This is a genomic window from Paenibacillus sp. SSG-1, from assembly GCF_002224835.1.
Taxonomy (GTDB): domain Bacteria; phylum Bacillota; class Bacilli; order Paenibacillales; family Paenibacillaceae; genus Paenibacillus_AQ; species Paenibacillus_AQ favisporus.
In genome coordinates this window covers 1,149,001-1,174,127 of the sequence record NZ_MBRK01000001.1, presented here as the reverse complement: position 1 = coordinate 1,174,127, position 25,127 = coordinate 1,149,001, and the positions used below count along the sequence as shown (strand labels likewise).

Genomic DNA, 25,127 nt, shown 5'->3' with positions numbered 1-25,127 from the left:
GCACAACGAATGAGTGACAATCTATGGAATACGATCAAAAACAGCGGTGTCGTCTGGAAAATGCCGCTGGCTGCGGCGCTGTCATGGGAGGCTGCGAAGTGGGCGGGCTCATCACATCCTTATCTCGCCCCGCTGACCGCGATATTGTCCGTACAGGCCACGGTCAGTCAATCGATGCAGTTCGCCTGGCAGCGTGTCTTGGGAACGGTTGCCGGCGTCCTCCTGACGCTCTGTGTAACGCCCTGGCTCCCCCTGAACGGATGGAGCATCGGAGCGTGCCTGTTGGTCGCCACCTTTGCCATCCAGCGCCTGAAGCTGGACCACACCATGGTGACACAGGTGGCCCTCAGCATTCTGCTCGTGCTGTTCTTTCAGCACAAAATGCCCAGCTATTCGCTCGACCGGATCCGGGATACAATCATCGGCGCCGTATTAGCGGTACTGGTGCAGTCGCTGCTGTTCCCGCCGGATTCCATCCCATCCGCCAAGCAAAAAATGACCCGCTTCGCGGACCATTTGGCAAGTCATTTTATCAAGGCCGGGCAATGGGTGGAGCAGGGATGTCCTCCAAGTGAAGCGCAAACGCTGAAATGGACTTGGCAGGCGCTGTTTCAGGAGCTGCACCAAGCGACCACCGAGCTGGACAAGGCGGCCCAGAGCTTACGGTACCACCCTTTTGCCGCCAAGAAGCGCGATCTGCTGAACCGCCTGACCCGGCAGATGGAGCAGCTGCGTTCGGGCTACGCCAATTTGTCGGATATGATCCGGGTGCTGGGGCAGTGGTCGCAGACCGGCCATTTTACCCGGGAACAGCAGCAGCAATGGGCCGACCACCTGCAAGAACTCGCCCAGGTGATCAAGCGGTGGCATACCGGCCCCGGCATCTCCACAGAAGTCAGCGCCGGCAAGTTCAGCCTGAGCCTTCACGCTCCGGCGCATTGGGAGCAGGAGCAGTACCCTCTCGCCTTGTATATGAATGCCGGGCAGCTGCTTCAGGATTTTGGCGGGGAATCCGCGTTCTCCTTGTCCCGCAGCAGCCCGTAGTCCTCCGGTGTGTCCACGTCGAGGAACAGATCCGGCGATTCGAAAGGGACAGAGATTCCCGGCCTTCCGTGACGGATCAGCTGCCGGGCTCCCTGGTCCCCTTGCAGCCGGAGCAGCTCCGGAAACATCCGCCGGTGGCAAATGACCGGCGGTCTCGCCAGACCGCCGAACTCCGCGGCGGCGAAATGAATCTTTTCCCGTTCCGATGCCTGATAGTAGCGGCAGAGCAGTTCGTTGATCATTGCAGATGTGACGCCGGGCTGGTCGGCGAGCAAAATCATGACCGCTTCGGCCCCCGCGGTCATCGCCGCCTCCACCCCGCACCGGATCGAATGCGCCTGTCCTGAATGCGCATCCGGACAGCGGACAAGCGTCCACTTTGGTCTAAAGCGGTCGCTGCCAAGGGCTGCGTCCATCCAATCCGCCTTCCCTTCGGTGGTCACGATCCATATATGCGCCAGTCCGGCTTCCAGAGCGGCAAGCAGAGCATGATTGCCAAGCGCAATTCCCCTCAGCGGCAGACCAAGCTTATTCGTTCCCATCCGGCTGCTTTGTCCCGCCGCCAAATAAATGCCATGGACACTATGTCGCTTCATAAGATAAGCGCCTCTTTCGGGAAGCTCGGTACACCTGGATTAATTCGGCCACGATGCTGAAGGCGATCTCCTCCGGACCTTCTGCTCCGATTGGCAAACCTACGGGGGCGTGCCAATGGTCCGGCAATGAGCCGCTTTCGAGAAGCCGCTGCGTTCTGCGTTTCGAGCCCAGGAGGCCGACATATGCCAGGTTATGGCCAGAGAGGATCCGGATGAGCTCCCGGTCCCTCCGGAAGTGATGCGTCATGATGACCACGTAATCGTTTGGCGTCCACCGCATCCGTCCGGCCGTTTCCTCCGGGAAGCCGTCAAGCAGCGTGTGGGCATCCGGAAAAAAGCTTCGGTCGCACAGGGCTGCCCTCCAATCGGCGACGGTAACCGTGAATCCGGCGGCGGCCGCAAAGGAGGCCAAAGGCCTGGCATCCGGCCCGGCACCGAACAGGGTCAGCCGGGGTTTAGGGAAATACGTGTGGACGAATACTTCTTCCGCCTCTCCCGGCACGATCTGCATCCCGCTCCGCCGCCCCATCCGGGCAGCAGCCCAATCCAGCAGTGCCTCGGGAAACGCTCCCGGCCATTCGCCAAACCGGAGCCTGGAACTGGTGACAAAGCTGTATCCGGCAGCCAGGGGGTCCGCGCTATTTTTTAGAATCAGCATGACTTCAGTCTGATCGTCCAAATAATCCTTCAGCATCAGCAGATGCCTCCGCAGCGAGTCGCCGACGCCCACAGCCGTAACCTGAATCACGCCTCCGCATCCCGGCCCTTCCCCCCAGGATAGCGGATCGGCAGCGTCCAGGTCGAAGGTAAAGGTGTGCGGAACCCCGGCTGCCAGCAGCTCCGGCACGCGGGCTGCGATATCCGCTTCCAGGCAGCCGGTGCTCAGCACGCCGACCTGCGTTCCGTCCTCGAACAGCAGCATGGATGCGCCCTCTTTACGGTAGGCGCTGCCCTCCACCCGGGTAATGGTCGCCAGCACGCTGCGCTGTCCGCACTGCTGAAGTGCTTCCAGAATCCGATGAATGTCTTCCAAGCGTGTTCCTCCTTTTAGCTGCTGCCGTCTGCCGGGCCGCCTTCCTTGTTCGCTGCCAGCGCCGCCATGATTGCCCCGTGAATTTCTTCATACGAGGTGCAGCGGCATATGTTCGATTCCAGCCACAGCCGGATCGTCTCCGGATCCGCGTCCGGATGCGCGCTCAGCAGCCCGTGACCGTTCATGATAAATCCCGACGTGCAGTAGCCGCATTGGAATGCCTGCTTCAAGACAAATTGTTCCTGGACCGGCGAATGCTTCAGCCCTTCAATCGTGGTGATGCGCTGTCCGTCCGCCTCTACGGCGAGCATCAGGCAGGACTTCATCGGCAGACCGTTCAGGATAACGGTACAGGCGCCGCAGTCCCCATTCTCGCAGCCGGGCTTGCACCCGGTTAAGCCAAGGTGGTCCCGGAGGGTATGCAGCAGCGTCTCCGCCGCCCGGACCCAGAGCCACCTGCGCTCCCCGTTGACCTCCAGCTCCAGCGGGTAGATCGCATTCGAGTTCGAGCTTGCGCTTTCCAGGACGTTCACCTTCCTTCCAAAGCATGAATGGCGTCTTTGATGGTTTGCTTAAATAAAAAGAGCCGGTAATCGGCCGTGCCTTCCGTATTGGTCAGCGGCGGTGCCGGGAGCCGTCCGGCTGCCTGGCGGGCCCGCTCTTCCGCCGATAGCCCGGGGGTATTCAGCACCTGCTCGATGGAGGCCGAACGGAACGGGAACCCGCAAATCCCGCTGAATGCCGCGCGGATGCGGCTTCCCTTTTTCACGGCAACCAAGGTCACCAACGGGTAACCGACATTACCGATCTGCCGCTTCTTCACATGAACGGACGGCAGAGATACGAATTCACGGTCCGTCACGGTCTGCAGCAGAAATTCTCCGGGTTCCAGACGGATCTGCCCGCGAAAGACTTCGTGGATCGCAGCCTCCCTGACGCCGCCTTTCCCTGCGATGACCAGGCGGCTGTCAGCCACAAGCAGCGGGAGAACCGCTTCCCTGTAATAGATTCGGCCGCACAGGTTGCCGCCGAGCGTAATTTTGTTGCGGGACGTCTGGTCGGCGACGCCTTGGGCCGCCCTGCCGAGCAGCGGGAAGAGGTTCGATCCGGTAATGGCGGACAACGTGACACAGCCGCCGATGATCAGGTCATTTTCGCGGTATTCCATGACATTGCATTCGGGGATCGCCTTTAAATCGACGACCGCACCCGGGCGATCCTCGTTCAGCCTGGCCATCGTAATGATTTCCGTCCCTCCGGACCAATACATCGGATGCTTGCCCTGGGCTTGCAGCGCCTGATAGGCATCGGCTGCCTCTTTCACCGAAGACGGCCGGTAATATTCAAAGTCAAAGGGTATCATGGGCCGTCCTCCAGATCCGCTCCGGGGTAAGCGGAAGCCGATTTAGCGCGATGCCCGTTGCTGCCGACAAAGCGTTGGCTAGTGCAGCAGGCATGCCGATAATGCCATGCTCGCCGATGCCCCGCAGGCCGAATGGCGCCTCCACATTCGGCGTTTCGACGAAATCGACGAAATACGCCGGCTGCTCTCCGTAACGCAACATGTGATAAGTCCGGAACTGCGGATTCAGCACCTGGGCCTCTTCATTGAGCGCAAAGGCCTCCCTGCTGGCAAGGCCCAGTCCCATGCTCATGCCTCCGGTGATTTGGCCGCGGGCGAAAACCGGATTGATCACCCTGCCGGCATCAATAACGGTTGCCGCCTGCAGGATCCGATAGCTATAATCCCTCGTATCCAGCTCCACCTCCACCATCTGTGCGCCGACCGTCCATTCCGGGCCCGGTTTTCCTTTGCCGGTCATCGGGTCCAGCTCCTTAATATCCCGCATCGCATAGCTGCCGCGTCCGATGACCTGGCTTCCAATCGTCCCCCCCTCCGGAAGTTTGTATCCAAGGGCAATCTTGGTGATCTCTATGCCGATCCCCGGATCCCGCTTACTGTAAACCCTTCCGCCTCCGATTTCCAGCTCGGCCGGCGGGAGCTGAAGTACACGGGCAGCCGTGTTCTTCAGCTGTACGATGGCATCGTGCGCCGCCGCCCGAATCGCGTTGCCGACCAGAAAAGTGCTGCGGCTTGCAACGGTTTTCCACAGCTGCGGCTCGGTCTCCGTATTGACGTCAGTGCTGATCGATACTTTATGCACATCCATTCGGAGCAGCTCGGCTACCATTTGGGTGAGGGACGTCCGCGTGCCCTGCCCGATCTCCACAGCACCGCAAAGCAAATTCACGCTGCCATCGGCATTAAAAATGATGACCGCCCCCGCACCGGCATCGGCGGGGGTATTGGAATTTTTCCACATACAGCATACGCCCCTGGCTTTGACAAAGTGGCCTTTTGCTTCAATCAAGGGCTGCTCATCCCATCGGATCATATCTTTCAGCTTGGCGATACACATCGGGAGATTGCCTACCGTACTCCGGTCCAGCAGCGTTTGCGTCGGCGTCGTGTCACCGGGCCCGATCGCATTCAGAAAGCGGAACTCCATCGGATCCATGCTGAGGCGTGCGGCCATGACATCCATTGCCCGCTCGATGGCAAACGTCAGCTCGGGATGTCCAAACCCGCGAAATGAAGTGGAATACGGGTGATTCGTATACATGCAGAGCGAGTCGCACTGCAGATTGTCGATTCGGTACGGACCCGAGCAGTCGCTGGCTCCGGCCTTGCTCATGATCGGTCCCCGGTCCGAGTAGGCTCCTCCGTCAAACCAGTGCGTAATTTCCGCGGCAGCGATTTTTCCATCGGCGGCACAGCCCAGCTTGACTCTCGATTCCAGCCCGATATGCACCGGGGAAGAGACCATGTCGCGCTCCCTTGAATTGACCAGCTTGACCGCTTTTCCCCCTACGGCCCTTGAAGCCAGAAAAGCGAGAAACTCCAGCTGAACGGCCGCCTTCCCGCCAAACCCACCGCCAACGAGCGGGGTGTGAACGATGATTTGCTGCAGCGGGATATGAAAGTATCTGTTGATTTGGCTGCGGATAATGTAGGGGGACTGCGAGGCGGAATGGATGACGGCTTTGCCGTTCGGCAGCAGCTCCGCCGTACTGCAGCGCGGTTCCATCGCGGCATGATCCGATTGCGGCATGCTCACCCGGACCTCGATCGTGTGGATGCTGCGGCTCCATCCTTCCTCCATGTTTCCTTTGCGGATCCGGTTGCGGCTTGCAACGTTGGTGCCGGGCCCCGGATACACCTCCTCATAATGCTTATACTCGGCCAAATTTTCATGTATGAGCGGCGCGTCCGGCTTATAGGCCTCCAGCGGGGACTGAACAAGCGGCAGCGTTTCGTATTCCACGCGGACCTGCAGCGCCGCCATTTCCGCGATATATTCCGCATCCGCCACCACCACGGCAACCGGCTCGCCGAAATACCTCACCTTGTCTATGGCCAGCGGCGGCCGGTCTTCCAGCGGAGAACCGGTGAGCACCGGGAAGTCCTCTCCTGTGATGACCGCACGGACGCCCGGAATACTCCGGGCCGCGGAGGTATCGATCGACAGCATCCGGGCATGGGCATGCGGGCTGACAGCCAAGGCGGCGTGCAGCAGGCCGGGTTTCGAGGTATCTCCCGTGTAACGGGCCGCCCCGGTTACTTTCTGCCCGGATTCTTTTCTCAGAACTTCTTTTCCGATGGACGAGGCGATATCGGCTCCCTCCTTTCATCCCCATCGTTGTGATAGATGCACATCCTCTACTGCCTATTTATATGGGAAATGCATTGTCCCTAGTATTCGGGTTTATACGCGAGCCCCATAAAAACGTCTATTGATGTACATTCAATGTAGACAATCGGTAGTTTCTCTGGGGAATTAAGGAAGCCAAGCCGCTAAAGCTTTTACCACTCTTATACCTAAAAAAACTGCCCGGCGGACATGTATCCTGTCCGTCGGGCAGCGGGTTCATTCCCATCCCTGTGTACCGTGACCTGCTTTCAGTTCAGAGCTCCGCCATCGAAGCCTTTTCATCCGCTCCAAGGCTTTTCTCGGCCCCAGCTATATTTGACGAATCGCCGTACTGATCATGCGGCACCGTGACGGTAACCGTACAGGCCGTTTGATTGCCCGCTTGATCGGACGCCGTGTACGTAACGGTATACATGCGTGACTTTTCGGCGCGCAGGCGGAATGACGTGGCTGCCGAGCCGATTTCGGCTTCGACAAGCTTAACGCCCGAGCGAGGACTGCACCGTGCCGTGCAGCCGCAGCTCCGCCATATTGCCAAACCAGGTGCCGGCGTTGTACATCCGGATGTAGCGGTAGGCTTCCTTTCCGTTGATCGGCAGCACCTGCCAGTCTGCGGTAGATTGCGCCGGCGATGTCAACGCCGTCCACTCCGTCAGATCGTTGGACCCTTGGACGACCGTCCCTTTGATCCGTGAAAAATAACTGTCCTGCCTTGCCATCAGCTCCACGCCTGTGAGCTGTGCTTGATGGCCCTCTTTCAAGTCAAAAACGATATATCCGCCGGCCCCGCCCCCGTTCAGGCGGAAGTCGGAAATGGTACCGGCATCGGCATCGAACAGATTCGCGACATTTTTAAGGGTGTCCGCCGCCGCCCGCCCGGTTGAATCGATGAAATCGGCCGCTTGCAGGACATCGATGACGTCATCGTTCCGGCTGACGAACAGCTTCGAGTTATCCGTCGTCAATACCTGCGGTGTTCCCGGCGTTCCGTCTGCCTTGGTATAGGTAATGTTAAACTTGACGTTCCCGGTGGGTGCGTCATCCGATAATACGGTGTCCGCCGTCCAATGACGCTGATCATCCGTACGGACTTCGGCCTCCTCACCCTGGATACTGACCCTCACTTGGCTGATCGTCTCCTTGGAAGTAAAAGATAGCTGAACCGGGTCGCCGGGAACGATCCGCTGCTTCAGGGCATGTTCCGATGCAATCGACACCGAGTCCAGATCGTTGTGGATTTCGTGGCGCTGTCCCTCGATCCGGAATTCGCTCACTTCAAGCATGGTGCTCTGCGGTACGATCATCTGCATCTTCAAATAGCGGAACGGCTCCTGCCGGTAAGCCTCGTCGACCTCTAGCCTTTGCATGTCCTCCGTGAGCCCGGTCGACCCGGACGTTAAGCGGGTCCAGGTCTCGCCGTCATTGGAACCGAACACCACGATGCCCGCAATCCGCTCCGGAAAGCTTCGCCGTCCCTGGATCTGGAAGGCGTCTGCGGACACTTTGAAGCTGCTGCCGAAATCGATCGTGTGGAACAGATCGGCAGCCAGTCCATAGGCCGCAAAAGTATTATCGTCCCCATCCGTCAGACTGCTCAGGTAATCACCGAAGGAGGAAGCCACCACGACCCCCGCCGTATAATCCAGGCTTCCGTCGGAAAGATGCGGGGTTAACGGCTCAAGTTCCTTCGCCGCCCGCAGAACGTCGGACAGCTTGCGGTCAAAGAGCTCGTCGCTTGCTTCCCCGATGGAAGCCAAGGCATCAGCATAGGTCTGCTTAAAGTGTTCCAGGGACGAAGACACGTAACCTGTGTTGGAGTCATAATTTGCTGCCGCGGCATCCACGGCAGACTTCCTGTCTTCTGTCACGTCGAAGCGGACGTTCCGTGTCGCGACGGTCGTTCCGTCGGTGGCTGTGACGGTGAAGGCGTAAGTGCCGGCCTGCTCAGGCTTATAACGGAACGCGCCGGTATCCGGATCCAGCTCGGCGCCCGCCGGCAGCCCCTCCGTCTCGTAGGTCACGCGATCGTTTGAACCCGGATCGGTGGCGGAAAAATCATAAGACGTTGCGGCACCCACAGAAGTGACCCGCTCCAGATCGCCGCTTCCCGCCTTAAATACCGGTGGCGTCAGCTGCTCCCCTGCCTTGACGTTCAGGCTGTCGATACTTACTTTTGTTCCGGGGCCGGTCACCTTCCAGTACACGATGCTGTGGTTGGGGTCGACCTGACTGTACGTCACATGATCGATGCCCATATCATAAGTGATGTACCTCCACTCGCCCTTGGTATCCGGCAGCGTCAGCGTATGATAAGGCGCGGAGCCCATCGCCCTGCTCATCGCTAGCTGCGCCGGGCCGTTCGTCCGGAACCTCAAGCCGACCAGGAGCGGCTTCGAGCGGTCGCCGTAAGCCACGTTCAGCGGCGCCAGCCAGCTGCCGTTCTCCGTGGCTTTGACCTCGATATACGAAACGTCCCCGTCCTTCCGTGTCGCTGCATTTTTGTCAAATGCCGTATAGCGCTCCTCAACGTCGATCCGCGCGCTGTCTTGCTGCGCTTTGGGAACAAGCTTATTCCCTTCGGCACCGGCCTTTTTCGGAATGTACAGCCAGAAGTCCCCGCCTCCGTCGACGTTGTCCCACGCCTGTTCCAGATTGCCTTTGTAATAATAGTTGGATGGCGGGCGCTTCTCGAACATTTCGGTCAGATAAGGAGCTTCCTTCTTCAGGTTCAAGCCCTCGGTGTACTTGTAATAGAAGTAGATGTCCCAAAAATTCGTCGTGACCATTCTCCCCCGGTACATTTCGGACAGCTGCTTGTAGATGATGAGCGGCTTGCCGTCCGGATCCGTACTCGCGGCCACCGGGGTCCACGGGGTATCGTAGCCCAGCATGTAACGGCTGAAATAATCGGCCGCGCTCAAGATCCGGTTATTCAAAAATTCATATGAGTTCACAGCGTTGTTGGCGGTTGAAACCGTGCCTTTGACAGGGTCCACCTTCGTTCCCTGTGCCAGCAGCAGCCGCGACAGAATGGCCGCATTGTTCAGATCGCCGCCGCCATGGGCTTGGTCCCTTCCCATTTCGACATGCTGTACGCGCGGGGTTGTGAGCTTTTCACCCGTCACGGCATCGGTATCCACCAAGCGAAAGAGCGCTTGGATGGAGCCGTTAATGCCCTGATTTACAGCGGTTTTGTTGACGGTGAACCATTCGACGCCCTCATTGTACCGATCACGGTTGTCAGTAAAAATATAGCCCGCCATCGCCCCGAGCAGTGGATACGTATGCTGATTCATGAAATGGTTGTTGTCATGCTGGAAGGTCTCGATCACCGGTGTGATCAGATGGTTCGTAAAATCGGCCGTATCCTGCTCCGTCCACTTCAGGCTCTCTGTACGGTAACTGGTATATCTCAGAATTTCCGCCGCGGTCACCATCCGGTTCAGCGGAATTCCCGTGTGGATGTGGGCATCCTGAAAATACTTGTATTTAGCCGGATCCATCTGGGACCAGATTCGGATGATGTGCAGCGCATTTCCGCGGTATGTCTCGTCTCCAGTAATATAGTACAGCAGCGCTTGCGTGTAAGCTTTCAGCCCGTCGGCAATAAATCTGGAGTTGATCCCCTGGCTGTCGAATGCGTCGCTGCCCGGCTTGGACGGATCGGCCGCACTCTGATTGCTGGAGGTGACATCCTTCGCTGCGGACGAGGAGATAAGCATCGCTTGGTAATAGGAATACCAGGGCTCCTTTTTTTCCAGGACCTGAGTCCGCACGTTCTCCAGAATCTCTTTCGTCAATCCGACGCCGGGGTGCTTGAATCCGCTGCTGACGGTTTCATGAATTTCCACCCTGTAGTCTGTCATTGCAGCATCCCCATTACCGGATGCAGTCTCTGCCGCCGCCCGGTTTGAAGGGAACAGCGGGATCAGCAGTGAGATCGTCAGCAGCACGATGCCCGCACGCCTCCAAACCTGACTGAACGGAGCCTTATGCTTCACTTCCATGATCATCTTCCTTTCCTTCTGAAAATGTACTGCCGTTTAAGTCAATCCGCTCTGCGAGCTTTCCTCCTCGGCTCCAGCACTTTCGGCTGGAATACTTGCCTGCATCCCTCCTTTTTATAAATGATTTGATTTGATGAATCCGCTTACAATTAACTCTTATAAAAAACGGTTCCCTATCTATCTTAGAAAATGACCGCCATGCCTGGTATGCAGTTTCTTTAGGCCGATGTGCCGCTTTTTTTGGCAGTTGAATAAAGACCCCGCCAACAGGTGGACAGGGTCTTTCGGTTTCTTATTTAGAGATCGGCATTCGGACTGGGTTCGCCCACCCGTTCACCAGATCAGGAAATCCATTCCTTTCAGACGGAGCACCGCTTCGATCAGAAAATAGTCCCCATAGATGATCGGCACGGCGTAATCCCCGTTGCGGCCGTGGTACGAACCGGTTCCGCCGCCCACGATGGCGTCTTCAGCCGGATTCCAATTGCAGAAGCGCTCGTCCGTGGCCTGCAGGATGCGAAGCGCTGCATTTACGTACAGTGGCTTCTCCAGGGCCGGCAGGGCCTCGGCGATTTCCAGCAAGCCACAGGCCGCGCACATGCCGGCGGTCGTGTCCCAAGCCACCGGCTCGTCCGGAGCCCGGAAGTCGACCAGCGGGACATAGCCCGTCGCCGCCACGTTCGCGATGAAATAATGCGCGACCCGCTTGGCCGCCTCGAGGTACCGGGCTTCACCCGTATGACGGTGGCTCAGCGCGAAGCCGTACAGCGCCCACGCCTGCCCGCGGGACCAGGCGGAGCCGGTCCCGTATCCCTGGCCTCCCGGCGCTTCCACAAACGAACCGTCCTCCGGGCTGAGGATGACGATGTGGTTGCACGAGCCGTCCGGACGGACGACGTTCGTCAGCGTCGTGTCGGCATGCTGCCGTGCGATAACATCGAAGCGCGGATCGCCCGTCTCGCGGCTTGCCCAATACAGCAGCGGGATGTTCATCATGCAGTCGACGATGATCCACCCGGTGCAGTCGTCGTTCCAGGCGCGGATGAACCGGCCCGCCGGGTTGTAGCGTCCGGCGAGCAAATTCGCTGCATGCATGCCGCGTGTTTTGGCGCGGGCGCTGCCGGTCAGGCGGTAATTGGCGACCGCCGAATGCAGCCACATAAAGCCGACGTCATGATGAAGGCCGTCGTAGCCCTCCAGCGCGGCGTCCAGCTTGCGCTCGACGCTTTCGGCCGCCGCCCGGTACTTCGCTTCCCCTGTGGCGTGATACATCTGCCAGAGCATCCCCGGCCAGAACCCGTTGGTCCACCAGTATATATCCGTCTCGGCCTTATCTTCGCGATATGCGCCGTTCTCCGGAATATACGGAATCCGGTCGCCGATCCGGTCCACTTCGGCCAACATTTTCACCTGCAGCTTATCCCATACGTCATCCAGCCACTGCCGCTCCTCCGCCGTCACTCCGGCCGGCGTCGCCGGCTTTTTCACATTGTTCTTAACCATCTATGACTCACCCCTTGATTGCGCCGGACACGAGGCCCTTTACAAAGTACTTTTGCAGGAAAATAAACACGATCAGCACCGGCACGATCGACATCGTCGTCCCGGCAAAAATCATATCCCAGCGCGACGAAAACTCGCCGACGTAATAGAAGATTTCCACGATCATCGTTTTAGGCTGTCCGGAAGGCAGCACCAGCATCGGCATCAGGAAGTCGTTCCAGATCCCCAGCCCCTGCAGCACGACCATGCTTGCAGTACACGGACCGAGCAGCGGGAAAACGATGCGCCAGAAGATGCCGTACCGCGAACACCCGTCGATGGCGGCGGACTCCTCAATTTCGCGCGGAACCCCTTTGAGGAAGCTGGTGTACAGCAGACAGCCGAAGCCCACCGAGCCGGACACATAAATGGCGATCGGCCCGATCAGGTTGCCGTACATGCCGAGCATTTTCAGTTCCTTAAAGAGCGGAATCATGTACGCCTGGAACGGAATCATCATCCCGGCCAGGTAGAAGACGAACACGAAACCCGTCCAGCGCTTGTTATGGCGCTCGATCGCATAGCCCGCCATCGGGATGATCAGCACCATGAACAGGATCGAGAGCACGGTCAGCAGAACGCTGTTGATCATCGCTTTCGGGTAGTCCGTTTCAGTCAGCAGGTACTTAAAGCTCTCCAAATAGAGCGACTTGGGAAAGGCGATGGCGTCCCGCATAATTTCCGGATTGCTCTTGAAGGCGGACATGAGGTTAAAGAAAATCGGAAAGAAAAAGATGACGGCCAGAATCAAGGTCACGATAAACATCAGCACGTCGTTCCATTTGCGCCGCTGTTCCATCATTACAGCTGCACCTCCCTTTTCCGCAAAAACTTCACCTGGATGACCGTAATAACCAGGATCAGCAGGAACAGCACCATCGCCATGGCGGTTCCGAATCCCTGCCGCATTTCGCCGAAACCGACTTTATAAATGATGTAGGTTAGCGTTTCGGTAGCAAATCCGGGCCCACCGTCGGTCATCACCGCGATTTGGTCGAAAATTTTCAGCGAGCTGATCATGGACAATACCGAGCATACGGTCATCGATCCGGCGAGCAGCGGAAACGTCACGTGCCGGAACTGCTGCCACCGGTTCGCCCCGTCTATGGAGGCGGCCTCCGTCAGATCGGCGGAAATGCTCTGCAGGCCGGCGAGGTAAATGATCATATAATAGCCTGCCGATTTCCAGACTGTGGACAAAATGATCGATACCATTGCGTATTTCGGACTTCCCAGCCAATCGACCATAAGCGAGGACAGTCCAATTTTATCCAATATTTGATTGAAGACGCCGAAATTGTAATTCAGTATGATCGTCCAGATAAACCCCATGACCACCCCGCTCATCAGGACGGGAAAATAAAAGATGCTGCGGAACAGATTGCGGAACCAGCGCACCTGATCCACCAGCACCGCCAGCAGCAGGGCGGCCACGTTCTCGAGGACGACGAGCGACACCGTCAGAATCAGCGTGTTCTTCAGCGCATTGTGCACCCGATCGCTGTGCCAGATCTCCACGAAGTTGGCCAATCCGATGTAGTGAACGTCACTGCTTACGCCATCCCAGGAGGTAAAGCTGAGATAGACGCTGCTTGCCGTCGGCACGATCACGAAGAGCGTATACAAGATGAGCGACGGCAGAATAAACAGCAGGGCGTAGAGCTGCACCTTTCGCTTTTTCTTCGGAATCGGCATGGTCTGAATCTGGTTATGGCTGTCGGGATAAGGCATTGCCATGCTGTGATCCTCCTTTGCTTGAGATGCGCCTTACTGCTTGTTGGCCGCGACTTCCGTATCGTACTCGGCGTCCGCCTTCTTCATATATTCCGCAACGTCGCCGTTCTTCAGAACCATTTCCTGCATCAGCTTGTAATACCAGTTGCGGAATTGCGGCGGGATCTGATTCTCTCCCCACCAATTGTTGATCGCCAGCGATTTGGTCACCGATTCGTCTTTCATCAGGTCAAGAACGGTTTGCATCTGCTCGGTCGCCTGGTATTCCACAGGTTCCTTAGTGGATGGAATGCCGTTGACCGTGGACAGATACTTCGCATACTGCTCTTTGGAGAAGAAAAACCGGATAAACGATTTCATGGCGTCCACTTTCGCCTGATCTTTGGCCGCATCAGCGGACAAGGTCCAGCCGGCCGGGGACGGCAGACCGATAACATTTCGTTTGCCTTCACGGTCCGGCAGTGCATAGAAGCCGAATGCAAAGTTCGGGTCCGCCTGCTGGATTTGTGTGAACATCCATGGACCCGAGAACAGCTGCGCGGCTTTGCCGGCCACCAAGATGGACGCCGTCTGGTTGTCGGCCGTGCTCAGCCAGCCCTTGTCCACATATTTGGAGAACAGCTCCTTATAATTGGTCATCGCCTGAACCACGTTGGCGTCGGTAAAGCTCACCTGTTTGGCCGTGCGTTTGGAGTTCCAGTCCGGGTCTTTGGCATACACATCATCGATCAGAAACTTGTTCAGCCAGAAGCCCATATGGAAAATATCCTTGCCGCCGACGACGATCGGGGTAATGCCGCTCGCCTTCAGCTTCTCCTGGTCGGCCAAAAACTCGTCGTACGTCTTCGGCTCTTCGGTAATGCCGGCCTTCTCGTACGCCTGCTTGCTGTAGATAATGCCCTGCGGGGCGTTCAGCGTCAGCGGAGCGTTATACACCTTGCCGCCGACTTCCGGCAGTGTGCTGAACAGATCGTGCAGGTCGGACGGGAGCTCCACGATTTTGCCGGCCTTCAGAAAGACCTCGGTATCGCGCATTTCCACCAGATCAGGAAATTCGCCGACCGCGTCCTTCGTCTTCAGCCAGTCGAGATAAGAGGAAGTCGTCCCTTCGCTGACGTCCTTGATTTCGACGTTCGGATTGGCTTCAGTAAACGCCTTAATTGCGTCGGATATCGCTTGCTTGGATGCCGGGTCGCCGGTGGCATAGCCGATCGTAAACGAGGTTTTCGCCGCCTGGCCTTCTCCGTCCGAAGCGCCTTCTCCGCTTGTTCCGGATGCGCCTGATTCCATGCCGCCATTGCCGCATGCGGACAGAACGAGCACGAGCGCCAGCAGCAGGCTGAGCATGTGAAATTTGGATTTGTGAGCCATCTGATGTGTTGCCTCCCTTTTTGTGAATGGTACGGTTCGAATCGTGCGGATCGGCGGGTTCCATGCCGCCCGGATGACTGCGCCGCGCGCGTCCGGCCCGATCCTTGGTCTTAGGTTATCAAAATGCGGAAACCTCTAGAATGAACTTTTTCGAGTTCGAGGTGAGGCATTTTCGAGTACTTCCTGAAGAAACATCCCCAAACTGGAGCCTATACTTCGGTGCACATTCCAAAATACTTTGCGGGGACTCCCAAAAGTTATAAATTCTATAATGCAGAAAAAAAAACGCCTGACGGCGTTTTAAACCGGCGGGCCGGAGGGTGGTCTGCATCTTATGGCAGGGTAGATGGATGACTTGGGCAGCTTTCGGTCAAGCTTTTCTTTTCTTGTCCTGACGGTAATCGTTCGGGAGGCTTCCGTACGTTTTGCGGAAAATGTCGCTGAAATGGCGGGCGTTGTTATATCCCACCGCCTCGGCAATTTCATACACCATCAGATCGGTATGCAGGAGCAGCCGCACCGCGTGTTTCATCCGGATGCCGGTCACGTACTGCTTGAAATTGATCCCGGTCTGCTTTTTGAAAAAAAAGCTGAAGTAGCTTGGATTCATGAACGTAATGCCGGCCGCCGACTCCAGCGTGATTTCCTCCGGATAGTGCTCCTCAATATACTGCTTCACCTTGGCCAACAGCGCTTTGTCCTTATTGCCGGATTCCGCTCCGGCCATCCGGAACAACCTCTCGACTGTCTCCGTTATGTCGCGCCGCAGTTCGGCGAACGAGCCGCACTGCTCCAGCTTCCGCTGAACATCATGCGCATCCAGGCTGGCTTCAGGCAGAGACAGGCCTGATTTCCCCAGTTCCTGCGCCAGCAAAAGGACGGACGAAAACGCCGTCGAAACCGCCAGCGACCGGCTCCCGTAGGCGCTGACGCTGATGTAGGAGAGCAAGCGGTCCAACCCTTCTGCAACCGCTTCCCAATTGTCGTCCGTAAAGCCGTTCACCACCGCCAGCTGACGCCGGTACAGCTCATCCTGCTTCGGCTTGTTGTCCATAACCCGGTAGGTATAAATCCGGTTCGGTCCGTCAAAATACTTCAGGCCAAGTGCCTGCTCCGCCTGCCGGCAAGCCTCCGGAAGGCTCCCGAAATCGGCCGCCGCCGGACTGGTCCCGATCGTCACGCTCAGCTTCAGATAGGTACGGATGCTGCGCTGCACGTCCTGTGCCAGTTCTAACGCTCCCTCGGGACCCTCATGGCAGGCGACGTAGCAGAACCGGCCGGATCGGACAAACCCATGGCCGGATCCCGACCGGCGGACGACTTCCTGCAAAATGTTGCCGACGGCAAACTCCACGAGCTTCGTCTCCCTGTCATTCCACTTATCGCTGTCGCCGGGAAGCTGCTCGGCCAAGACCACCCCGGTGCTGTACAACGGGCCAGGCAGCTCGCACGCAAGATGTCGGTAAGGCGCGGAACCGGGCTGGAGCGTTCCCTCCATCAGCTGCGCCAGCCACGACTCCAGCTCGCCCTGACGGATTTTGTGCTCAAGCTGCTGCAGCTTTCCTTTGCGGATCGCTTCCTCCTGATGCTCGTTGATGAGGGATGCCGCCTTGTATAGCACCGATTCGAGCTGCTGCTTGATAATGGGCTTCACCAAGTAATCGAGCGCCCCGTAAGCCACCGCATCCCGTGCGTAGGTAAACTCCTGGAAAGCACTGATAAAGATTACCTTGATCGGCAGCCCTTCTTCATGGATGCGGCGGATCATGTCGATCCCGGTAAAATGCGGCATGCTGATATCGCTGATGATCACGTCGGGCTTCAGGGCTTCCATGAGCTCCATTAACTCCCGGCCGTCGCAGGCATTTCCGATAATGTCAAAGCCAAGCGCATTCCAGTCGATCAATTTCCGCAATCCCTTGAGGATCATCGGCTCATCGTCCGCGAGCAGAACCCGAATCATCGTCATGCACCTCCTTGATAGGCAGTTCGATCGTTACGGATGTGCCGATATGGGGCCGGCTGGTCACCGACAGCCCGAATTCCGGACCGCACAGCGAACGGATCCGCTCCTGGACGTTTTTCATCCCCACGTGGCCGGATGGTGCGCCCTCCTCGGCAAGCCTGGCCGTGATCCGCTCGACCTCCTCTTTTTCCATTCCGACCCCGTCATCAACAATGACGATGGCCAAGCGGTCCTCCTGTTCGCGGATGGAAATACCGACCGTTCCTTTGCCCTGCGGCCGCAGGCCGTGCTGCACGGCATTTTCCACAAGCGGCTGCAGGGAGAGCTTCGGCACGCCCCATGACAGGCGCACATCGTCCGCAATGTGCGTCCGCAGCTCGTAACGGTACTCAAACCGGACTTCGATAATGTAAAAATAGTCCCGGAGATGATCGAGCTCCTGCTGCAGCGGTACCCATTCCTCACCGTAATCGATGACGTACTTAAGCTGGTTGGACAGCGACAGAATCATGTCGCCAACCTCCGGCACGTCGCTGTGCACGGCATTCATCCGGATCACCTCCAGCGTGTTATATAAATAGTGCGGGCGGATCTGGCTTTTGAGCGCATTCAGTTCGGTCTGCTTCTGCTTGATCTCGGCCACATAGGCTTCGTCGATAAAAGCCTGCAGCCGTTCGACCATCCGGTTAAAGCCATGGCCCAAACGGCCGATTTCATCCTGGCTCCGGACTTCAACATGCGTGTCCAGATTTCCCGATTCCACGGTGACCATCTTCTGAATCACCTGGCGGATCGGCGCCGCCAGCCGCCGTGAGAACCAGACGCCCATCACGATCAAAACAACCGCGCAAATCACGATCGCGATATACACGGCCGTGCGGGTCGTCGCGAGCTGACGGTACAGCTCCTCTTTGGACAGGCGGGTCACGATGCGGCCCTGCAGAGCGGTAATCGGTTCACTTAGAGCCAGCATCTGACCGTCGGATGGATCGGATACCGTGACGGTCTTCCCGGTGTTATTCCGATGACCGAAATAGACGCGCCCCTGTCCGTCCAGCACATACAGCTCGTCCTTCCCGTTTAATTTCATTTCGGAAAAAAATTGGTTAAACATGTCCGTACTTACGTCAAAAAACAGCGTTCCGACCACATGCGGCTCCTTCTCAAGCGGCAGCGAGATATCGATCAGGTTTCGCCCGATCGTGACGACTTGTTTGTCCGAACGGGCCAAATAGGTCTCGTCATGCGCAGCGAAATAGGCGATGTTCCGCGGACGCTCCTTCATAACGCTGAGCCAGTCTTGTAATGGCAGCGCTTCCGGAATCAGCACCGAATTGGTCCGCAGCTGGTAATACAGCTTCATGTCCGAGGACCTGACAAAATACACGTTGCGGATAAAGGGATCGCTGTACAAAATCGTTTTGAGAAAGCTTTCGATCGGGACCGAATTGATCTGCTCCAGTTCGTTGACTTTGCGGGTCTGGTTCTCGTCCGATCCTTCGACGTAACCGTCATACCGGCCGGTGTACATCAGCTTGGAAATGTCGTCGTATTTGGTCAGCGCCGAGTTGACGTTGTAGCTCATGTACAGCACCATCTGCCGAAGGTTGTTGGTCGTATACCGCTCCACATGCGACGTGAACGACTGCACGGCATAGTAGCTGAGCAGGGATAACGGCACAAGTCCCACCAGAATAAAGGAAGCCGAAAATTTAAAGAAAAGGCTTTGCGTTAGCTGTTTCCATCTGAGCATGAATGTCAGGTCCCTCCTCTTTCCCCTATATTAGCACAGACCGCAGGCACGTCAGGTGTACATTTTTCAAGCCGAAGGTGAGAGGTTTTCGAGGATATTGCTGCTGAAGAGATCCGGCCTGGAAGTCGTGCACGAATTCGGTATAAAATGGTTGATGTGTGCTTTTTGCACACAGTTACTGGTTGTTTTTTACATGTGGGAGGAGAATCGTTGTGAAGAATTGTGCGCTGTACAGCTCAACCTTCGATCTGGATCAGATCGTGGACCTGATGAAGGCGATCGACCCGAATGGAAAAATGAGCGTCAATGAGAGCAAAACCCGGATTGAAATCGTCAGCAAGGGCTGGCTTCGCCGAAAGGCTACCGCTTTTAACATCATGACCAGCAAAACGCACCCGGATGAGTTTGCAAGCATGCGAAGCGGCATGGAGCAATTTTTTGCCCAGATCCCGGCGGAGAACGAGCCGCTGCAGCAAAAGCTGCTGATCAAGATCAGCACGCTCAATATGGTCATCGGCGTCGAAACGGAGGACGACATTTCGGAGTCCTTGTTCACCCGGCTGCTGTCAATGATCAGGACGCTGGACGGGCTAATGTTCTGGGGCGGCGGGCAGCTGCTGAATCCGGAAGGACGGCTGCTGCTGGGTACGGACGGCCGCTCGGAAGTAGACGATTACACCGTCACCGCCCATACGAGCTTCCTCCATGGCGAGGAGCCGGAGACAGCTTCCGGTACGGAGCGCAAAGCGCGGTCCGAAGCGGTTCTGTCGGCGCAAGGCTTCCAGAAGATGCCTCCGATGCCCGGACGGCTCGGCGATGAAGCCGCGGGACGAATCCGGACGATTGCGGAAACCGCACAGCGCGCCGTCGCCCTCTGCATTACCGCCGTCAAGGGCGAATGCATCGGTGCGGGCGAAAGCCCCGAGGATACCCGGGAGCTGATCTCGAGAATTACGGCCCAGTACGGGGCGGACGGCTTCTTTTCCCCCGAGGAGAAGGCGTTTATCCAAAACGGTCAAGCGGATGAATCCGAAGCGGTCCCGTTCTCCTGGCGGTATGAAGGCTTTTGGGTGCTGCTGTGGGCCTTAGGCCATGTGGACGCCTTGGGGAGCCCGACAGATATTTGCGATGTCCCCGAAGCCGTCTCCAAGCTGCAGCAGTATGATTCGTTTGATGCCTTTTTAGCGGGCTCACGGCTGCGGAGCAGTAAGGAAATTCTCGACGCTGCCGATTTGATCTACCGCTACGACTGGCTCTGCGTCGACAGCCGGATTCAAGGACAGCCGGCTCCCGGCGGCCTCAACGCAGGCGTCGTGTATGAGCGTCACCGTGCCTTAAACTGGCTGACTGGATATATGGGCCAGGAATGGGACGATGTGCGGACGGATACGTAGGATGAAGGGAATATGGGTTACTACTTTCCGGAGGGTAAGCAGCGGGATCCGAACAACGGCATATTTGCCGAGGGTTAAGCAGAGGGACCGAACAATGACCTACTCGAGGAGGGTTCCGTAAAGAAGCGGCAAAGTTGCTTACGTGTACATACATGATGATATATGGAAGATCTTCGTTTTTTCAGATGGACGCAGGGGTGACCTGAGCATGGGCACTTAAAGGAGGATGCAAGTATGAGTAACGAACGGATTGTAGAGCTTCAAAGCGCCTTGCAGCGCACGGCGACCCTTTTTCAAACAGGTGGAAGCAGGCCTAGCCTCTCGGTGGAGCAGTGCTGGATCGGACAAGTCAACCTGGCATTGCCCGATGAGGAACTGCCCGTCGATGTGGACGGAGAGGCGATGGCTCCCATCCTTCAGCTATATCTGCCCGCGCTGCCCTATGTTCCGGACGAACTGAAGGAAACCGAACTGCTGACCGTATTTTTGTCACCTAACGTCCTGGATCACGATGATATGAGCGGATATATGTGCATCCGAGAGTACAGCGATACCGGGAAATTGGTCTCGAAAGACTTCGGGCCTGCTTTTATGTCGATCAAACCTTTCCCGCTGTTCCCAGAGCTTTGTCAAGATGACTCCCCGCAATGGGACAGCGATGATATACCCGAAGCGTACAGACAAGAGATTCTGCGACTGGAAGAGCTGGAAGGGCTGAATTATTTCGAGGATATTGCCGGGAAAATATATCGTGTTCACAAGCTTGGCGGATATGCCGCCTTCACCCAGCCTGGCATTGACTTTGGAGATGGATACGCTTTTGTCCTCCAAATCGCCTCAGACGCCAAAGCCGGGCTCAACATCGTGGATGACGGCAATTTTTATTTTGCCAAGCATAAAAAGGACGGCACCTGGCGCGGCTACTTCGATTTTTATTAAAGGATCTATAGGGAGTGAAACTTGATGGATGTGCTGGACCAAGCCATGGCATCTTTTCTAAAATGGCAGGATCAATATAACGAGGCATACGGACTTTTCAAAGAGCAGGACATCTGCCCGTTGGCGGAGTTGTGTGACCCCGGCGTGGATGATCGGATTCCGCTTTCGCCGGAACTGCAGCATTTTTACACCAGATATGAAATAAGAAGTGGTTCTGATCATATAACATCGCTCGGAATGAAAAGCGCCGCCGTGGAAATCGGAGATGCGGCCGTTCTTTTCTTTCCGAAGCCGGAGCATTTGTTTCGCCAGCAGTTGGGATACCGTTGGCTGGGAACGGGGGAGCCGTACCAAGCATCCCCTTCGTGGCCTCCGGAGCATGTGGTCATTGCCAATTACAACGATGACCCGCTGATCGTCGACACCGCCTCGCCGTCATCCCCGGTGTATGGGCGGATCGATGGATCCGGAGCATTTCCCCTTGCAGACTCGCTGGCCGACTTTTTTTCGGCCCTGGCGCTCTTGATCGAAGCCGCTGTCACAATGGAGGGGAATGTAACCAACGAAGAAACGTTTGAAATCGAGGCTGCTTTTGTGGAGGAAGTCAGGCCGAAGCTGATGCAGCTGCTGGGCGAGGAGAAGGCGGAGAATATAATGAAGTATTTGTCGTTTTACTAGAGAACATCCCGGATTCATCCGCTGAACACAGTCATTGAGAGTTAACCCTCAAGATATGAGTCTTGCAATAAAAAATGCGATTCCGGCGGCCGCTCCGCCTACAATGGTTGTTTGCCAGGCACTGCGGAACGGACGGGTACCGGTGAACCTTCCTTTAACGTAGCCAAACACGAATAAGGCAATCAGCGTGACGATCACCGAAACGGATAAAGCTGTGCCCGACTGCCTGATCAGCATGTAAGGGGACAGCGGAATGACACCCCCTATAATGTAGGACAGTCCGATCGTGAGCGAGCTGTTGCGCGCCCTCTTAGGCTCGGGTTCTTCGAGCCCGAGCTCATATTTCATCATAAATTGAACCCATCGGTCCGAGTCCCGGCAGATGGCATCCACCGCCGATTCCACAATTTCTTCGGGAAAATGCCACTCTCTCAGGATATCGGCCACTTCCTCCCTTTCCTGATCCGGTATTTCCCTGATTTCCTCCTGCTCCCGCACGAGTTCGGATGCATAATGCTCCCGGTCCGTCCGGGCGGCAAGATATCCGCCGAGCCCCATTGCGATAGCACCCGCAGCGATTTCAGCCATCCCCGCCACAACGACCAGGCTCGTATTCGGTACGGTCCCGGACAAGCCGGCGGCAAGGGCAAACGGAACCGTTAAACCGTCCGACATTCCGATCACAATATCCCTGATCAAATCCGATGCGTTAAAATGCTTTTCCTCATGCCTTTCCACAGTCATCATTCCCCCACCCTGCGAGCAGCTTCTGCCTTGATTCCCTTAATATGGGTGTTTTCCGTTAAAATATACCTGAATGAGCCTGCGCGGGCTGTGCTCCATTCGGGAGATATCAGCAAAAACTCCCGGCGTCATAGAACCGGCCGGGAGTTTGTTGCCGCTGGAAGTGTTCATTGTGATTCTCTGGAATGTGTAATCTGGGAGCAGCTTACAGAACGCTTCGATTTGAATGCGATGCCCCGGCAAAGCCTTGCCTCGTTACGTCCAATAACGTCGGGAGACGCAGTGCTCGTCAGCAAGCTTATACCCTTTCAGCGGAATCAGCTCCACCGAGCTGGCCGAATCCGGCGAATGGATCATGTGCCCGTCCCCGGCGTAGATGCCGACATGATGGACGCGTCCCTTGCCCTGCTCATAGGCAAAGAACAGAAGATCCCCCGGCTGCAGCTCCTCCGGCGGAATGCTGGCTCCGTGCAGCGCCTGGACAGAGGCGTCCCTTGGGATGACGATGCCGCAGGCGAGATGCATGGAGTGGGCAAACCCGGAGCAGTCGTAGCCCCAGGCCGACATGCCTCCCCACAAGTAAGGCAGTCCCAGAAAGCGCTTGGCCTGCGCCACGATGGCCTTGCCCCTATTCTGTTCATCCGCACGAGAGCCCGGGTATTCCCCTGGCTCAGCCACCACCTGTACGTCTGCCCGTCTGATCCGGGCAAGACCGTGCGGGGTCTGCACGACGACAAAAGCATCCCCACGATAATCTGCACCTGCCCCAACGCCATCTCTCGGAACACTCCCTGCTTGGGGAAAAGCTCCAGCAGCGGGTCCCGCTACCGTTTCGGCTTGTAAACCCTTTACGGCTTGAACTCCATCGCCGGGTTCTACCTCAGGCACCGTCCCCCGCTCCTCCTCGGTCGCCAGCGGCAGCCTTGTCAGGAAGCTGATACGCAGCTTCGCCGATGAGGACAACAGCTCCAAGTCCGTCGTAGGTGCCGTAACGATCGCAGAAGCTGGAGCAGCAGCGGCGCCGGGAACGTTTCCGCCGCTGTCCAGCAGCCGATGCGCTTTCTCCTCACTCAATGGCAGCAGCTGCTCCGTCGGAATCCAGCCGGGATATCCGTTCTCATCCTTGGGCGAGATCTGGCCCGGGATGGCGACCCGGCTCCATCCGTCCTGCTCCTCATAGACGAGGACGGGCGTGCCGTACAGCGCCTGGGTCTGCACGCGGTTGGCCGCGCACAGGTCGAGCTTATCCGGTACCGTCATGGCGGCGAGCCATGGCTCGATGCCGCTCCCCCGCGCAATCGCCGGATCGGTTTCCATCTCCAACGGGTTCCCTGAATCAGATGGATCCGTGGCCTCCCGTTTGCCACTCCCAGGTTCGCTAGGGGCGAACCCGGCCAGAGCCGGCGCATCCAGCGCCCGCGGAGAGGACGGACTGGTCCAGACGGTGGCTACCGGAACGCTGACCACCCGCCATGCCGGGAATACGGCCTGATCGTCTCGATCCGCCATCACCATACCCCCACTTCGTCCGTCGTGCGTACGTCGGTTATGCCCAGACCCGGCGCATCCGAGAAGGTCATCACCCGGCCGTCGTACATGACGCCGCCGACGACATCATCCTGGTGCAGCATCAGCGGCGCGTCGAAGTCGTAGCGGGTGACGTTCTTTTTGCTCGCGGCGAAATGGGCAGCGGCGGTCACCGCCAATCGGGATTCGATCATGCTGCCCACCATGCACTCGACGCCGTATTCTTCAGCCAGCTGGTTGATCAGCTGCGCCTTGTAAATGCCGCCCGCCTTCATCAGCTTGATGTTGATCAGGTCGGCCGCGTGCCGCTGCAGCACCTCCAGCGCCTGCACCGGAGAAAAGACGCTTTCGTCGGCCATAATCAGGGTGTCCACCGCGGCGGTCACCTGCTGCAGCCCGTAAATATCCCCGGCCCGGACCGGCTGCTCCACCAGTTCGATGTTCAGCCCCATGTCCTCCATCTTCCGGATGGAGCGAATCGCCTCCTTGGCCTGCCAACCCTGGTTGGCGTCCAGGCGGATCTTGACGTCGCTGCCGATGCGCTGCCGGATTTCCCGGATGCGGCGGATGTCATGCTCGATGTCATCCTTGCCGACCTTGATCTTCAGTACGGTAAATCCAGCCTGAACATATTGGGCCGCATCTTCTCCCATTTCCTCGGGCGAGTTGACGCTGACCGTAAAGTCCGTTTCGATCCGGTCGCGGTACCCGCCGAGAAATTGGTACAGCGGCATACGCCCGTGCTGGGCCACCAAGTCATAAACGGCCATGTCGATGGCCGCTTTGGCACTGGTACAGCCGACCATCGCCTGGTGGAGCGACTGCAGGATCTGCTCGTAGGCGAGCAGGCTTTGGCCGATCAGCAGCGGCTTGAACGTATGCTCAATGGCGGACTGGATCGCCTCAAGGCTGTCGCCTGTGATAACGACGGTGGCCGGCGCCTCGCCCCAGCCCACTTTTCCGTCGTCGGCCGTCATTTTCACCACAATCGATTCGGCTTGATGAACCGTGCGCAGCGCCGTCTTGAACGGTTTGGTCAGCGGCGTGTACTTGCGCAGCACTTCGATATCATGTATTCGCATTTGC

Annotated in this window: 20 protein-coding genes; 4 read left to right on the top strand and 16 right to left on the bottom strand. The window is 57.4% G+C overall.

Annotated features, from left to right (window positions below; all coding sequences use genetic code 11):
- Nucleotides 1-9 precede the first annotated feature (9 nt).
- Nucleotides 10-1,044, top strand: a complete 1,035-nt coding sequence (locus BCV73_RS05500) for an FUSC family protein (protein ID WP_089546386.1) — start codon at nt 10-12, stop codon at nt 1,042-1,044.
- Here the strand turns inward: BCV73_RS05500 and BCV73_RS05495 are convergent.
- From BCV73_RS05495 to BCV73_RS05440, 13 genes are all read right to left on the bottom strand, one after another.
- Complete coding sequence (locus BCV73_RS05495) at nt 993-1,640, bottom strand: nucleotidyltransferase family protein (protein WP_089546385.1); 648 nt, start codon at nt 1,638-1,640, stop codon at nt 993-995. The genes BCV73_RS05500 and BCV73_RS05495 overlap by 52 nt on opposite strands.
- Entirely contained in the window at nt 1,627-2,673 is a 1,047-nt protein-coding gene (locus tag BCV73_RS05490; RefSeq protein WP_089546384.1) for an XdhC family protein, read from the bottom strand. The genes BCV73_RS05495 and BCV73_RS05490 overlap by 14 nt, the downstream gene beginning before the upstream one ends.
- Before the next feature lie 14 nt (nt 2,674-2,687).
- Nucleotides 2,688-3,206 (bottom strand): (2Fe-2S)-binding protein, encoded by a 519-nt coding sequence (locus tag BCV73_RS05485; protein ID WP_275541915.1) that lies wholly within the window; start codon nt 3,204-3,206, stop codon nt 2,688-2,690.
- Entirely contained in the window at nt 3,203-4,036 is an 834-nt protein-coding gene (locus BCV73_RS05480; protein ID WP_089546383.1) for an FAD binding domain-containing protein, read from the bottom strand. The genes BCV73_RS05485 and BCV73_RS05480 overlap by 4 nt, the downstream gene beginning before the upstream one ends.
- The gene (locus BCV73_RS05475; RefSeq protein WP_089546382.1) at nt 4,023-6,347 is read right to left on the bottom strand and encodes a xanthine dehydrogenase family protein molybdopterin-binding subunit; all 2,325 of its coding nucleotides are present in this window, start codon (nt 6,345-6,347) and stop codon (nt 4,023-4,025) included. Before BCV73_RS05475 ends, BCV73_RS05480 begins: the two co-directional genes overlap by 14 nt.
- 292 nt (nt 6,348-6,639) lie before the next feature.
- Nucleotides 6,640-6,801: an HYR domain-containing protein gene (locus BCV73_RS34730; protein ID WP_143811828.1), complete on the bottom strand. Its 162-nt coding sequence runs from the start codon at nt 6,799-6,801 to the stop codon at nt 6,640-6,642.
- A 64-nt stretch (nt 6,802-6,865) separates the two neighbouring features.
- Nucleotides 6,866-10,399: a putative Ig domain-containing protein gene (locus BCV73_RS05470; protein ID WP_256992754.1), complete on the bottom strand. Its 3,534-nt coding sequence runs from the start codon at nt 10,397-10,399 to the stop codon at nt 6,866-6,868.
- 327 nt (nt 10,400-10,726) lie between these two features.
- On the bottom strand, nt 10,727-11,896 hold the full coding sequence (locus BCV73_RS05465) for a glycoside hydrolase family 88 protein (protein WP_089546381.1): 1,170 nt from the start codon (nt 11,894-11,896) through the stop codon (nt 10,727-10,729).
- Nucleotides 11,897-11,903: 7 nt separating this feature from the next.
- Nucleotides 11,904-12,734, bottom strand: coding sequence for a carbohydrate ABC transporter permease (locus tag BCV73_RS05460; protein ID WP_089550112.1), 831 nt, complete (start codon nt 12,732-12,734; stop codon nt 11,904-11,906).
- 2 nt (nt 12,735-12,736) lie between these two features.
- Nucleotides 12,737-13,672, bottom strand: coding sequence for a carbohydrate ABC transporter permease (locus tag BCV73_RS05455; protein ID WP_076168716.1), 936 nt, complete (start codon nt 13,670-13,672; stop codon nt 12,737-12,739).
- 30 nt (nt 13,673-13,702) lie between these two features.
- On the bottom strand, nt 13,703-15,040 hold the full coding sequence (locus tag BCV73_RS05450) for an ABC transporter substrate-binding protein (protein WP_089546380.1): 1,338 nt from the start codon (nt 15,038-15,040) through the stop codon (nt 13,703-13,705).
- 370 nt (nt 15,041-15,410) lie between these two features.
- The gene (locus BCV73_RS05445; protein WP_179231900.1) at nt 15,411-17,003 is read right to left on the bottom strand and encodes a response regulator; all 1,593 of its coding nucleotides are present in this window, start codon (nt 17,001-17,003) and stop codon (nt 15,411-15,413) included.
- Nucleotides 16,975-18,759, bottom strand: coding sequence for a cache domain-containing sensor histidine kinase (locus tag BCV73_RS05440; RefSeq protein WP_089546378.1), 1,785 nt, complete (start codon nt 18,757-18,759; stop codon nt 16,975-16,977). The genes BCV73_RS05445 and BCV73_RS05440 overlap by 29 nt, the downstream gene beginning before the upstream one ends.
- A 212-nt stretch (nt 18,760-18,971) precedes the next feature.
- Between BCV73_RS05440 and BCV73_RS05435 the strand changes: the two genes are divergently transcribed.
- The 3 genes from BCV73_RS05435 (at nt 18,972) to BCV73_RS05425 (ending at nt 21,770) form a co-directional block, all read left to right on the top strand.
- Nucleotides 18,972-20,153, top strand: a complete 1,182-nt coding sequence (locus BCV73_RS05435; RefSeq protein WP_076168725.1) for a DUF4272 domain-containing protein — start codon at nt 18,972-18,974, stop codon at nt 20,151-20,153.
- Between the two features lie 234 nt (nt 20,154-20,387).
- Entirely contained in the window at nt 20,388-21,092 is a 705-nt protein-coding gene (locus tag BCV73_RS05430) for a YwqG family protein (RefSeq protein ID WP_089546377.1), read from the top strand.
- 24 nt (nt 21,093-21,116) lie between these two features.
- Nucleotides 21,117-21,770 carry a hypothetical protein gene (locus tag BCV73_RS05425; protein WP_089546376.1) on the top strand — a complete coding sequence of 218 codons (654 nt, stop codon included), beginning with the start codon at nt 21,117-21,119 and terminating at the stop codon, nt 21,768-21,770.
- Between the two features lie 48 nt (nt 21,771-21,818).
- On the opposite strand, the gene BCV73_RS05420 is transcribed toward BCV73_RS05425, so the two are convergent.
- The 3 genes from BCV73_RS05420 to BCV73_RS05410 all read right to left on the bottom strand — a co-directional run bounded on the left by BCV73_RS05420 (nt 21,819) and on the right by BCV73_RS05410 (nt 25,123).
- The gene (locus BCV73_RS05420) at nt 21,819-22,514 is read right to left on the bottom strand and encodes a VIT1/CCC1 transporter family protein (protein WP_089546375.1); all 696 of its coding nucleotides are present in this window, start codon (nt 22,512-22,514) and stop codon (nt 21,819-21,821) included.
- A 255-nt stretch (nt 22,515-22,769) separates the two neighbouring features.
- Nucleotides 22,770-24,023 carry a C40 family peptidase gene (locus BCV73_RS35365; protein ID WP_256992753.1) on the bottom strand — a complete coding sequence of 418 codons (1,254 nt, stop codon included), beginning with the start codon at nt 24,021-24,023 and terminating at the stop codon, nt 22,770-22,772.
- Nucleotides 24,023-25,123, bottom strand: a complete 1,101-nt coding sequence (locus BCV73_RS05410) for a mandelate racemase/muconate lactonizing enzyme family protein (RefSeq protein ID WP_076168738.1) — start codon at nt 25,121-25,123, stop codon at nt 24,023-24,025. The genes BCV73_RS35365 and BCV73_RS05410 overlap by 1 nt, the downstream gene beginning before the upstream one ends.
- Between the last annotated feature and the right edge of the window lie 4 nt (nt 25,124-25,127).